The following is an 11,703-nucleotide window of genomic DNA, read 5'->3' as shown; positions in this document are numbered from 1 at the left end:
AAATACGCCGGAAGTGCGCACAATACGGAGGTAAAAAAATGTTCGCAGAGGCCCGCCAAATGAACCGCGCTGAGATATGTCAGTTACTAACGAGTAAGGTTAATCAGCTGAAAGATAAAGAGGAAGTGCTTAATGGTCTGCTGCCGGATATTCGCCTGCTGTACGGTACCCAGCCGGGGACACGGACGCCGGTCATGTATCAGCCGGGGATCGTTTTTCTCTTTTCCGGGCATAAAATTGGTTACATTAACGAGCGTACCTTTCGCTATGACACCAATGAGTATTTGCTGCTGACGGTACCGCTACCGTTTGAATGCGAAACCTTCGCCACCCCGGAAGTGCCGCTGGCGGGGATTCGGCTGAATGTCGATATTCTGCAACTGCAAGAGCTGCTGATGGATATCGGCGAAGATGAGCAGTTTCAGCCGTCCATGGCGTCGAGCGGGATTAACTCCGCGGTGCTGTCCGAAGAGATTCTGTGCGCGGCTGAGCGCCTGCTGGACGTGATGGAGCGCCCGCTGGACGCGCGCATTCTTGGTAAACAGATTATCCGCGAAATTCTCTATCATGTACTGACCGGGCCGTGCGGGGGTGCGCTGCTGGCGCTGGTCAGCCGGCAGACCCACTTCAGCCTGATTAGCCGCGTATTGAAGCGTATTGAAAGCCAGTACACGGAAAACCTCAGCGTCGATCAGCTGGCGGCGGAAGCAAATATGAGCGTCTCGGCGTTCCACCATAACTTTAAATCAGTCACCAGCACCTCCCCGCTGCAGTACCTGAAAACCTATCGTCTGCATAAAGCGCGCATGCTGATGATCCACGATGGTATGAAGGCCAGCGCGGCGGCGATGCGGGTGGGGTATGAAAGCGCGTCGCAGTTCAGCCGCGAGTTTAAGCGTTATTTCGGCATGACGCCGGGGGAAGATGCGGCGCGAATCAGAACGATTCAGGGGATGTGACGAACGATGTAAGGGCGGCGAATCCGCGCCGCCCCGGCAAACGATCAGGCGTTACAGTATTTCTTTTTAATCACCACGATAACCGTACCGAGCAGCCCGGCGATCAGCAGCGCGATAGGCAGAATCATCAGACAGGTCATAACCTGATCTTCATGACGCTTAACGAAGGGAATCATGCTCAGCGCATAGCCCAGGCCGGTAACCACGCCAACCCACAGCAGCGCGCTCAGCCAGTTGAAGAACTGGAAGCGGCGGTTTGGCAGCCCGGAAATGCCCGCCATGGTGGGAAGCAGGGTGCGAACAAACGCCAGGAAACGCCCGGCCAACAGCGCCAGCAGGCCGTGTTTGTCAAACATGCAGGTTGCCCGCTGATGGTACTTATGCGGCAGATGCTCAAGCCAGCGCTTAACCGTGACGGTGTTACCCAGCCAGCGCCCCTGGATATAGCTCAGCCAGCAGCCGAGGCTGGCCGCTGCGGTTAAAATGGCGACCGTAGGTACAAAGTCCATTACGCCTTTGGCGATCAGCGCCCCGGCGAGCAGCAGCAGGCTATCGCCCGGTAAAAATGAGGCGGGCAGCAGACCGTTTTCCAGAAACAGGGTTGCGAACATGACCAGATATACAACGCCCACAACGTGGGGGTTTGCCAACGCGGCAAAATCATGCTGCCACAGCGCGGCGACAATTTCTTGAATGACAACCATGGACTTTCCTAAGTGGTACCGTGTTTTTTGTCTAGTGTACTCCTGAAGAGGCTCGGGCACCTTGATCCCGGGCGCAACTAAAGCGGCCGTTTTTCTAAAAAACGTCCGCTATTGTTGCCACTGACTGTCACTTTACACGATACGCGCGAAGCCCGCCGCTAAATCATCCTGCAGATCGGTAACATTTTCTAACCCGATATGCAGGCGGATCAGCGTGCCGCTGAAATCAACTTCAGCATCAGGGCGGATTGCGGCAATGTGTTCCGGCTGGTTGGCTAAAATCAGCGATTCAAAGCCGCCCCAGGAGTAGGCCATGCTGAACAAGCTGAAGTGGTCCAGATAAGCGGAGAGTTCGGCGTCGGTCAGGCGTTTATTGAGCACGAAAGAGAACAGGCCGCTGCTGCCGGTGAAGTCGCGCTGCCAGAACTCATGGCCTTTGCTGCCGGGCAGAGCGGGGTGATTCACGCGGGCCACTTGTGGATGCTGGGCCAGCCATTCGGCAATCTGCAGGCTGCTTTCATGGTGCTGACGCAGACGCACCGCCAGAGTGCGCAGACCGCGGCTGGTCATATAGGCGGTATCGGCATCCACCATTTGCCCCATCAGATAGGCGTTTTCGCGCAGCTGCGCCCAACAGCGCTCATTGGACACGGCGGTACCGACCATCGCGTCGGAATGGCCGATCAGGTATTTGGTGCCGGCCTGAATGGAGATATCGATACCAAACTCCAGCGCTTTGAACAGCACGCCCGCCGCCCAGGTGTTGTCGATCATAATGATGGCTTCGGGAGCGACGCGGCGCACCGCCGCGACGATCGCCGGAACATCATGAACTTCCATGGTGATGGATCCGGGGGATTCGAGGAACACCACGCGGGTGTTCGGCTGTACCAGACGGGCGATATCGCCGCCGATGAGCGGGTCGAACCAGCCGGTGGTGACGCCGAGTTTGGCGAGGATTTTAGTGCAGAAATCCTGGGTAGGTTCATAGGCGGTGTTGGTTACCAGAATATGGTCGCCCTGCTCGACAAATGCCAGAATGGTATTGGCCACCGCCGCCGCGCCGCAGGGAAAAAGGGCACAGCCGGCGCCGCCTTCCAGCTCGCACATCGCTTCCTGCAGGGAAAAGTGGGTCAGCGTCCCGCGACGCCCGTAGAACAGTTCGCCTTTGGCGCGGTTGCGGGTGGCGTGTTTTTTCGCTTCGACGGTGTCGAAAACCAGCGATGAGGCGCGCTGAATGACGCTGTTTACCGAGCCCTGAGTGTATTTTTTGCTGCGTCCGGCGTGAACCAGCGCAGTATCAAGATGTTTATCAGCCATGTTCAGATAACCTGTTTTTATACGTCTGGACGTCTAAACTAACATGAATACCCGTTAATGTACCGGGTCGCGGCGGATACAGGTAAAAATTTTACCAACGGTGGGGTCAGCAACTTTTTTACTGCGTAAGCGCAAGGAAAATAATCGTGATTTGCTGCACAGTGTAAATACTAATGAGAACCACTATCAATTCGATGTCGTTTTGATATTATTGTGCGCAGATTTTGTGATTTACGTCCTGGAGATACAGTGTGGGTAATAATTTGATGCAGGCGGATCTCTCCGTTTGGGGTATGTATCATCATGCCGATATTGTCGTTAAGGTAGTGATGATCGGCCTGATTCTGGCGTCGGTAGTCACATGGGCTATCTTTTTCGGCAAAGGCGCAGAGATCCTGGCCAGCAAGCGTCGCCTCAAGCGCGAACAGCAGCTGGTTGCAGAAGCACGCTCTCTCGACCAGGCCAGCGATATCGCTAACGCGTTCGAGGCGAAAAGCCTGACCTCCCAACTGATCAACGAAGCGCAGAACGAGCTGGAGCTGTCCGCAGGTTCTGAAGATAACGAAGGCATTAAAGAGCGTACCGGTTTTCGACTGGAGCGTCGCGTGGCGGCGGTGGGTCGTTACATGGGGCGCGGCAACGGTTATCTGGCTACCATCGGCGCGATTTCCCCGTTTGTTGGTCTGTTTGGTACCGTCTGGGGCATCATGAACAGCTTTATCGGTATTGCCCAGACCCAGACCACTAACCTGGCGGTCGTGGCGCCAGGCATCGCGGAAGCTCTGCTGGCTACGGCAATTGGCCTGTTCGCTGCGATTCCGGCGGTGGTCATCTACAACATCTTCGCCCGTATGATTGCCAGCTACAAAGCTTCACTTGGCGATGTCGCCGCCCAGGTTCTGCTGCTGCAAAGCCGCGATCTGGACCTGAGCGCCAGCGGCGTTAAGCCAGTGCGTACCGCCCAGAAACTTCGCGTAGGTTGATGCTTTATGGCCATGCATTTTAACGAAAACCTCGATGATAACGGTGAAATGCACGACATCAACGTGACGCCGTTTATCGACGTCATGCTGGTGCTGCTGATCATCTTTATGGTGGCGGCGCCGCTGGCCACCGTAGACGTGAAGGTGAATCTTCCGGCGTCTTCCAGCCAGCCGCAGCCGCGCCCGGAAAAGCCGATCTACCTGTCGGTGAAGGCGGACAAAACCATGTTCCTCGGTAATGACCCCATCACCGAAGAGAGCATGATTACGTCCCTGGATGCCCTGACCGAAGGCAAGAAAGATACCACTGTCTTCTTCCGCGCAGATAAAACCGTAGACTACGAGACGATGATGAAGGTCATGGATACCCTGCACCAGGCGGGCTATCTGAAGATTGGTCTGGTAGGCGAAGAAACCGTAAAAGCGAAGTAACCCCTTACCGACTCATCTCCCAGGCTGGCCTTGCGCCGGCCTTTTTTATCTCCTCGAATTGCTCTCCTGTTGGACGAGTGTTGCATAAACGTTGCCCTGTTGCGGTATAATGGCGGCCGTTTATGTTAACTGACAGGATCTTATGGAACGCTTTCTGGAAAATGCTATGTACGCCTCGCGCTGGCTGCTGGCGCCGGTTTATTTTGGCCTTTCGCTCGGTTTGATTGCGCTGACGATCAAATTTTTTCAGGAGATCTTCCACATACTGCCGCATATTTTCAGCGTCAGTGAGTCGGATATGATTCTGACCCTGCTGTCGCTGGTGGATATGACCCTGGTGGGCGGTCTGCTGGTGATGGTGATGTTCTCCGGGTATGAAAATTTTGTCTCGCAGCTGGATATTAACGAGGGTAAAGAAAAACTCAGCTGGCTGGGCAAAATGGACGCGACGTCGTTGAAAAATAAGGTTGCCGCCTCCATCGTGGCGATCTCCTCTATTCACCTGCTGCGGGTGTTTATGGATGCGAAAAACGTCCCGGACAATAAGCTGATGTGGTACGTCATTATCCACCTGACCTTTGTGCTGTCGGCCTTTGTGATGGGCTACCTCGATCGTCTGACCAAAGTGAAACACTGAGGCTGATGATCGAGCTGTTTTAGATATTGCGCTCGTCTTTCTGCCGGGTGGCGGCTTGCGCCTGACCCGGCCAACAAAATCCACCATTTCTGCCCCTCGCCGCTGGCGCATGCTCGCGCTTCTGCTTTGCTTAAAGAGCGCTTAACAACGGAGGAAGGGTGATGACGCGACTCACGGCCAAAGATTTTCCCCAGCAGCTGCTCGAGTACTATGACTACTACGCCCACGGCAAAATCAGCAAACGCGAGTTTCTCCAGCTGGCGGGGAAGTATACCGTCGGCGGGATGACCGCGCTGGCGCTGTTTAACCTGCTGAAGCCCGACTATGCTCTGGCGGAGCAGGTGGCGTTTACTGACCCGGATATCCGCCCGGAGTATATGCGCTATCCCTCTCCTGACGGCCACGGTGAAGTGCGGGCCTATCTGGTGACGCCGGCGAAAATAGCCGACAAAGCGCCCGCCGTGGTGGTGGTTCATGAGAACCGAGGCCTGAATCCCTATATTGAAGACGTTGCCCGGCGGGTGGCGAAAGCGGGCTATATCGCGCTGGCGCCGGATGGCCTGAGCTCCGTCGGCGGCTATCCCGGTAACGACGACGAAGGCCGCGCGCTACAGCAGAAGGTCGATCCCGTGAAGCTGATGAATGATTTCTTTGCGGCGGTCACGTTTATGCGCCAGCACCCGCAGGCGACGGGGAAGGTCGGCATCACCGGATTTTGCTACGGCGGCGGCGTCAGCAACGCGGCGGCGGTAGCGATCCCCGAGTTGGCCTGCGCGGTACCGTTTTACGGTCGCCAGCCGCCGCTGAATGAGGTCGATAAAATTAACGCGCCGCTGCTGCTGCATTATGCAGGACTGGATAGCGGCATTAATGAAGGCTGGCCCGCCTATGAAAAAGCGCTGAAGGCACACCATAAAGTCTACGAGGCCTATATTTATCAGGGTGTTAACCACGGCTTTCATAATGATTCCACGCCGCGCTACGACCGGGCCGCGGCTGAGCTCGCCTGGCAACGCACGCTGGCATGGTTTGAGAAGTATCTGCGCTAAAAGCCGGAGGCTGAAGCCTCCGGCGGGCATGGGTGCTAAGCCTGGCGTTTATCTTCGGTTTGCGTGTCGAAGTCGCTGGCGTCATGGCGCTCGTGAAGCTGCTCGTTGAGCGGGCCAGAGGTGCGGTTAACCATGCGTCCACGCTGTACGGCCGGGCGATTGCCAACATCCTGCGCCCAACGCAGCACGTTTTTATAGCTACCGGCATCAAGGAACTCGGCGGCGTTATAAACGTTCCCCAGCACCACGTTACCGTACCATGGCCAGATGGCCATATCGGCGATGGTGTACTCTTCTCCCGCCACAAAACGGCCGCGGGCAAGCTGCTTGTCGAGCACGTCAAGCTGGCGTTTGGCTTCCATCGTAAAGCGGTCGATCGCGTATTCGATTTTCACCGGCGCATAGCTGAAGAAATGGCCAAAGCCGCCGCCGAGGAACGGGGCCGAGCCCTGTAGCCAGAACAGCCAGTTGAGGGTTTCAGTGCGGCCTGCTGGATCTTTGGGCAGGAAGAAGCCAAACTTTTCCGCCAGATAGAGCAGGATGCTGCCGGATTCAAAAACGCGGGTCGGCGGCGTGGTAGAGTGGTCGCGGAGCGCGGGGATTTTCGAGTTCGGGTTAACCTCGACAAAGCCGCTGGAGAACTGATCGCCTTCGCCGATGCGAATCAGCCAGGCGTCGTATTCCGCGCCGCTGATGCCTAACGCCAGCAGCTCTTCCAGCATAATGGTCACCTTCTGCCCGTTGGGCGTCCCCAGCGAATAGAGCTGAAGCGGGTGCGCGCCCACCGGCAGCACCCGATCGTGCGTTGCGCCGGAGACGGGACGGTTGATATTGGCGAATGCGCCGCCGTTGTTTTGCTTCCATTCCCACACTTTCGGTGGCTGGTAGTTCTTCTCTGACATGCTGATCTGCCTTTTTAGTGAGGTGTTGAAGTCGTGGCGCTAACCTTTCGGTGCGCCGGTCTAAGCCAGAATCCGCGCGGCCCATACGCTGACGTCGTCGCCGCTGCCGAGATCCGGCTGCACCAGGCCGTTAACCATAAAGGTCGGCGACACGTGAATGCCGTTCTGGCGGGCGTACTTGCTGTGCCATTTGATCTCGTTTTGCAGCTCCGGGCGGGCAAACGCCGCAGCCAGCGAAACGTGGCTATAGCGTTCGATACGCTCGATAATCTGCTGCGGCGTGACGTCCATGTTTGGCCCGCTACAGTGGTCGGTAAACTCAAACTCTTCACGGTGGTCGGCGACGGCTTTAAGGACCTTATGCGCCTGCTCCCGGCCGTGCGGCAAGGTGGAAGCGGCAAGAATGCAGCGCACGATGACGCCGGAAAACAGATGCCAGGGCTGGGACTGGAGACGAATTTTGATCGTCACGTTATCCGCGCCAACTTCATCTAGCAGATCATCCAGCTTATTAAAGGCGCGCACGGAGAAAGGGCAGGTGGGTTCGAGGAACACCTCAAAGGTGCGTGGGCCATGCCCCCAGACCAGCGGTTGGGCAGTCAGATGCGAAGGTGTGCTCATTGTCGACTCCTGTTTTTTTTATCTCAAATAACGATATCACTTTTGCCCGGCGGCGCAGGCTTATTTTCCTTAAGGGCACGATTAGCGAATCGAATGAGTGGTATCATCACTCCACCTCTGTCTGGTAAGTGCCTGCGGCAGGATAAGAAGAGGGAGTTTTGTTTCGCCAACTGCCCGGGCTGCATTAATTTGAGGTCAGGCTAAATGAGCAAAGGTTCGACAAGCAGTGACGCCCCGTTTGGTACACTATTAGGCTACGCACCGGGCGGCGTGGCGATTTATTCTTCGAATTACAGTAGCTTAAATCCGCAAGATTATCCGGATGACGCCACGTTCCGCAGCTATATCGGTAATGAGTATATGGGGCACAAATGGCAGTGCGTGGAGTTCGCGCGCCGCTTTCTGTTCCTCACCTACGGCTTTGTTTTCACCGATGTCGGCATGGCCTATGAAATCTTCTCCCTGCGTTTTCTTCGCGAGGTGGTCAACGACAATATTCTGCCGCTGCAGGCGTTCGCCAACGGCTCCCGCCGTCCGCCGATCGCCGGCTCGCTGCTGATCTGGCAGAAAGGCGGCGAGTTTAAGCACACTGGCCACGTGGCGGTGATTACGCAACTGGTTGGGAATAAGGTCAGGATCGCCGAACAGAACGTGATTCACTCGCCGCTGCCGCAGGGCCAGCAGTGGACCCGCGAGCTGACGCTGGAAGTGAAAAACGGCCTCTACACGATTAAAGACACCTTTGCCGATACCGAAATCCTCGGCTGGATGATCCAAACCGCCGATACCGAGCACAGCCTGCCGCAGCCGGTGCTGCCGGGTGAGGCGATGGCCATTAAAGGCGCGCGGCTGCCGAATAAAGGCCAATACCGCGGCAACTGGCTCAACGAGAAAGATTCGCTGCAAAAAGCCTATGTGGAAGCCAACGGCCACGTCATCAATAAAGACCCTTACCAGTATTTCACCATCAGCGAAAGCGCCGAGCAGGAGCTTATCAAGGCCACCAACGAGCTGCACCTGATGTACCTGCACGCCACCGACAAGGTGATGAAGGATGACAGCCTGCTGGCCCTGTTCGATATTCCGAAAATTCTCTGGCCGCGTCTGCGCCTCTCGTGGCAGCGCCGTCGCCATCATATGATTACCGGCCGCATGGATTTTTGTATGGATGAGCGGGGGCTCAAGGTGTATGAGTACAACGCCGACTCCGCGTCCTGCCATACCGAAGGCGGGCTAATCCTCGAACAGTGGCTGAAACAGGGCTACTACGGCACCGGCCACAACCCGGCGGAAAATCTGCTGGATGAGCTGGCCGGGGCGTGGAAGCACAGCCGGGCGCGTCCTTTTGTACACATCATGCAGGATAAGGATCTGGAGGAGAACTACCACGCGCAGTTTATCCAGCGTTCGCTGACCCAGGCCGGTTTCGAGAGCAACATTCTGTTTGGCCTGGATGAGCTGCGCTGGGATGCCGCCGGGCAGCTGATCGATGCTGACGGTCGTCTGGTCAACTGCGTCTGGAAAACCTGGGCATGGGAAACCGCTATTGAGCAGGTGCGGGAAGTCAGCGCCGATGAGTACGCGGCGGTGCCGATCCGTACCGGACACCCGAATAATGAAGTGCGTCTGATTGACGTTCTGCTGCGCCCGGAAGTATTAGTCTTCGAGCCGCTGTGGACCGTCATTCCAGGCAACAAGGCGATTTTGCCGGTGCTGTGGTCGCTGTTCCCTAATCATCGCTATCTTCTGGATACCGATTTTGTGGTTAACGAGCAGCTGGCGGAAAGCGGCTATGCGGTTAAGCCTATCTCGGGCCGCTGCGGCAACAATATCGACCTGATTGGCCCGCAGGACGAAGTGCTGGATAAAACCAGCGGCCAGTTTTTCGACCGCAAAAATATCTATCAGCAGCTGTGGTGCCTGCCAAAAGTGGATGGCAAATACATCCAGGTTTGCACCTTCACCGTCGGCGGTAACTATGGCGGGACCTGCCTGCGCGGAGATGATTCTCTGGTGGTTAAAAAAGAGAGCGATATTGAACCGTTAATCGTGCTAAAAGACACAGATAGCCGTTAAGTTTGGCCCCGGATTGCGGCAGTGAGCGCTTTATCCGGGCTGCGGTTCTCGTCACCTGCGGCATTTGTAGCCCGGGCAAGGCGCATCGCGCCGCACCCGGGCAAGGCCGCTGGATGCTGAAGAATATCCCGGAGGCGATGCTGCGCATCTGTCCGGGCTACCGAACATACGAACCCGTAGCCCCGGTCAGCGTCGCGCGACCGGTGAATGACCGTTAAAAATAGATAAAACATCACAACAACAAGACAGAAAAGGAAAATAGTATGCACGATCGGCGACTCGCCGCCCGCGCGGGTGAACTTAAGCCCTCCGCCGTCCGCGAACTCCTCAAGCACAGTAAACTGCCCGGCGTTATCTCTCTGGGCGGCGGTATTCCGGCCCCGGAGCTTTTTGATACCGAAGGCCTGAACCTGGCAGTGCAGCAGGTGATGAACGGGCGCTTTAACGATGCGTTCCAGTACGGGTTGACCGAAGGTTATCCGCCGCTGCGTCAGGCCGTTAGCGAACTTTGTCAGGCGCGCGGCGTGGCCTGTTCGGCAAGCCATGTCTATATCACCTCCGGTTCGCAGCAGTCGCTGGATATCGTCGCCCGCACGCTGCTCGATCCGGGCGATGCGATCGTCGTTGAGCGTCCGACCTATCTGGCGGCGCTGCAGGTCTTCCAGCTGGCGCAGGCGAACATTCTCAGCGTCGATACCGATGATGACGGCATGCTGGTGGAGCAACTGGCCGACCTGCTGGAAACCACGCGTGTGAAAGCCGTTTACCTGGTGCCGACGTTTGGCAACCCCGGCGGGAAAACCCTGAGCGAAGCACGCCGTCGCCGCCTGGTAGAGCTGGCGAAAAAGCACGACTTCGTCATCATTGAAGACGATCCGTATGGCGAAATTAGCTTCACTGACGAAGTGCGCCGTCCGCTGTATCAGTACGCGGTTGAGCTGGGCTGTGAAGATCAGGTGGTTTATACCTCCACCTTCTCCAAGATCCTCGCGCCGGGGATGCGTATTGGCTGGATCGTCATGCCGGACTGGCTGGCGCAGCAGACGGTGATCGTCAAACAGGCGGCGGATCTGCACACTAACATGCTTTCGCAGGTCATCACCGCGGAATACCTGAGCATGAACCGTCTGGAAAGCCAGATTGCCCTGATCCGCGAGGATTACCGCAAGAAGTGCGTGGCGCTGGCCGACGCGCTGGAATCGCAGCTTGGCGAGCATCTGGAGTTCAGCCGTCCTAAAGGTGGTATGTTCCTGTGGGCCCGCTTCCGCTATCCGTTCGATACCATGGAATGGATGAAGAAAACGCTGGAAAACGGCGTGGTTTACGTTCCAGGGGAAGCGTTCTATAACGATAACCCGGATACCCGCACGCTGCGTCTTTCCTACTCTACGGTGTCGGCAGACGGTCTGATGACCGCCGTCGAGCGTCTGGCTAAGTCGCTGTAATCGTCTTGCTCCGCGCCGTCGGCGGCGCGGGGCTCCCTTCTCGTTTTCTTCTTTAAGCCCCTGTTTTTATGCGAATGCATGACCTGCCCGGCGGGCGAAAATCATCAATGCGTAGCGTGAAAATGGCATGGGCGGGGTTTTTGAATCGCCCGCAGCCGATGGCGACGGGCGAAAGAAACACAGAGGCGGGCGTTTTGCGACTTATCGCTGGCCCGGGTCGTTAATCCTGGTCGGCAATGCGATCGTCAAGCCAGATCAGCATCAGCGTGGAAAGAAAAGCAACAGCGACGGTACCAATAGCTAACAGCATAAGAAGAGCCTCAGGGGTTTTTATTATTTTTCTGCTTTGACCGATGAGCGATTATTTCTGTCTGTGATGGTGACTTTTGTTGCTGAATGGGATGTTGCGAGGGTGAAAAAATCGTCAGCATCAATATCGAAATTGAGGACGATTTCTTTGTACTTTCCACAATTCATTAACTCTTTTGCTTCTTTCATACTACTGGCTGTGATAGTAGGCATCAGTTTCATCTCGTTTAAAAACTGAGAAGCAAAATAAGAGCTTGTCGATACCA

The 11,703-nt window shown here is 56.3% G+C and carries 13 protein-coding genes; 8 read left to right on the top strand and 5 right to left on the bottom strand.

Translation table 11 applies throughout. The features are described 5' to 3' along the window. Positions 1-59: 59 nt before the first annotated feature. Positions 60-959, top strand: coding sequence for an AraC family transcriptional regulator (locus KCG39_RS14720; protein ID WP_004125243.1), 900 nt, complete (start codon positions 60-62; stop codon positions 957-959). 44 nt (positions 960-1,003) lie between these two features. Here KCG39_RS14720 and yghB read toward each other — a convergent pair whose 3' ends face one another. Further along, entirely contained in the window at positions 1,004-1,663 is a 660-nt protein-coding gene (gene yghB, locus KCG39_RS14715) for a DedA family general envelope maintenance protein YghB (RefSeq protein ID WP_142468401.1), read from the bottom strand. A gap of 132 nt (positions 1,664-1,795) precedes the next feature. After that, positions 1,796-2,983 carry a cystathionine beta-lyase gene (gene metC / locus KCG39_RS14710; protein ID WP_004125240.1) on the bottom strand — a complete coding sequence of 396 codons (1,188 nt, stop codon included), beginning with the start codon at positions 2,981-2,983 and terminating at the stop codon, positions 1,796-1,798. Between the two features lie 251 nt (positions 2,984-3,234). Here metC and exbB point away from each other — a divergent pair, with 251 nt between their 5' ends. The 4 genes from exbB to yghX all read left to right on the top strand — a co-directional run bounded on the left by exbB (position 3,235) and on the right by yghX (position 6,084). Beyond that, positions 3,235-3,966 carry a tol-pal system-associated acyl-CoA thioesterase gene (gene exbB / locus KCG39_RS14705; protein WP_004125237.1) on the top strand — a complete coding sequence of 244 codons (732 nt, stop codon included), beginning with the start codon at positions 3,235-3,237 and terminating at the stop codon, positions 3,964-3,966. Between the two features lie 6 nt (positions 3,967-3,972). After that, the gene (gene exbD / locus KCG39_RS14700; protein WP_004125236.1) at positions 3,973-4,398 is read left to right on the top strand and encodes a TonB system transport protein ExbD; all 426 of its coding nucleotides are present in this window, start codon (positions 3,973-3,975) and stop codon (positions 4,396-4,398) included. A gap of 142 nt (positions 4,399-4,540) precedes the next feature. Further along, positions 4,541-5,035, top strand: a complete 495-nt coding sequence (locus tag KCG39_RS14695; RefSeq protein WP_004105804.1) for a TIGR00645 family protein — start codon at positions 4,541-4,543, stop codon at positions 5,033-5,035. Between the two features lie 161 nt (positions 5,036-5,196). Continuing rightward, positions 5,197-6,084 (top strand): YghX family hydrolase, encoded by an 888-nt coding sequence (gene yghX, locus KCG39_RS14690; protein ID WP_142445254.1) that lies wholly within the window; start codon positions 5,197-5,199, stop codon positions 6,082-6,084. Positions 6,085-6,119: 35 nt separating this feature from the next. On the opposite strand, the gene yghU is transcribed toward yghX, so the two are convergent. Then, a complete protein-coding gene (gene yghU / locus KCG39_RS14685; RefSeq protein ID WP_004125234.1) occupies positions 6,120-6,986 on the bottom strand; it encodes a glutathione-dependent disulfide-bond oxidoreductase in 867 nt (288 codons plus the stop codon). Between the two features lie 60 nt (positions 6,987-7,046). Next, a complete protein-coding gene (locus KCG39_RS14680; protein WP_049113389.1) occupies positions 7,047-7,607 on the bottom strand; it encodes a DsbA family protein in 561 nt (186 codons plus the stop codon). On the opposite strand from KCG39_RS14680, the gene KCG39_RS27995 reads away from it, so the two are divergent. The 3 genes from KCG39_RS27995 (at position 7,607) to KCG39_RS14670 (ending at position 11,128) form a co-directional block, all read left to right on the top strand. Then, a complete protein-coding gene (locus tag KCG39_RS27995; protein ID WP_305955025.1) occupies positions 7,607-7,735 on the top strand; it encodes a hypothetical protein in 129 nt (42 codons plus the stop codon). The genes KCG39_RS14680 and KCG39_RS27995 overlap by 1 nt on opposite strands. Positions 7,736-7,811: 76 nt before the next feature. After that, positions 7,812-9,683 (top strand): bifunctional glutathionylspermidine amidase/synthase, encoded by a 1,872-nt coding sequence (gss, locus tag KCG39_RS14675; RefSeq protein WP_142468403.1) that lies wholly within the window; start codon positions 7,812-7,814, stop codon positions 9,681-9,683. Positions 9,684-9,946: 263 nt separating this feature from the next. Continuing rightward, positions 9,947-11,128: an aminotransferase-like domain-containing protein gene (locus KCG39_RS14670; protein WP_004125228.1), complete on the top strand. Its 1,182-nt coding sequence runs from the start codon at positions 9,947-9,949 to the stop codon at positions 11,126-11,128. A 333-nt stretch (positions 11,129-11,461) separates the two neighbouring features. Here KCG39_RS14670 and KCG39_RS14665 read toward each other — a convergent pair whose 3' ends face one another. Further along, positions 11,462-11,650 carry a hypothetical protein gene (locus KCG39_RS14665; RefSeq protein WP_071988238.1) on the bottom strand — a complete coding sequence of 63 codons (189 nt, stop codon included), beginning with the start codon at positions 11,648-11,650 and terminating at the stop codon, positions 11,462-11,464. Positions 11,651-11,703 lie beyond the last annotated feature (53 nt).

The organism is Klebsiella pasteurii (genome assembly GCF_018139045.1).
Classification (GTDB): Bacteria; Pseudomonadota; Gammaproteobacteria; order Enterobacterales; family Enterobacteriaceae; genus Klebsiella; species Klebsiella grimontii.
This window is presented reverse-complemented; position numbering and strand designations above follow the sequence as displayed.

Coding starts and splice junctions, on each gene's coding strand:
- KCG39_RS14720 (WP_004125243.1), top strand. CDS start 60: ATGAACCGCGCTGAGATATGTCAGTTACTAACGAGTAAGGTTAATCAG.
- yghB (WP_142468401.1), bottom strand. CDS start 1,663: ATGGTTGTCATTCAAGAAATTGTCGCCGCGCTGTGGCAGCATGATTTT.
- metC (WP_004125240.1), bottom strand. CDS start 2,983: ATGGCTGATAAACATCTTGATACTGCGCTGGTTCACGCCGGACGCAGC.
- exbD (WP_004125236.1), top strand. CDS start 3,973: ATGGCCATGCATTTTAACGAAAACCTCGATGATAACGGTGAAATGCAC.
- KCG39_RS14695 (WP_004105804.1), top strand. CDS start 4,541: ATGGAACGCTTTCTGGAAAATGCTATGTACGCCTCGCGCTGGCTGCTG.
- yghX (WP_142445254.1), top strand. CDS start 5,197: ATGACGCGACTCACGGCCAAAGATTTTCCCCAGCAGCTGCTCGAGTAC.
- yghU (WP_004125234.1), bottom strand. CDS start 6,986: ATGTCAGAGAAGAACTACCAGCCACCGAAAGTGTGGGAATGGAAGCAA.
- KCG39_RS14680 (WP_049113389.1), bottom strand. CDS start 7,607: ATGAGCACACCTTCGCATCTGACTGCCCAACCGCTGGTCTGGGGGCAT.
- gss (WP_142468403.1), top strand. CDS start 7,812: ATGAGCAAAGGTTCGACAAGCAGTGACGCCCCGTTTGGTACACTATTA.
- KCG39_RS14670 (WP_004125228.1), top strand. CDS start 9,947: ATGCACGATCGGCGACTCGCCGCCCGCGCGGGTGAACTTAAGCCCTCC.
- KCG39_RS14665 (WP_071988238.1), bottom strand. CDS start 11,650: ATGCCTACTATCACAGCCAGTAGTATGAAAGAAGCAAAAGAGTTAATG.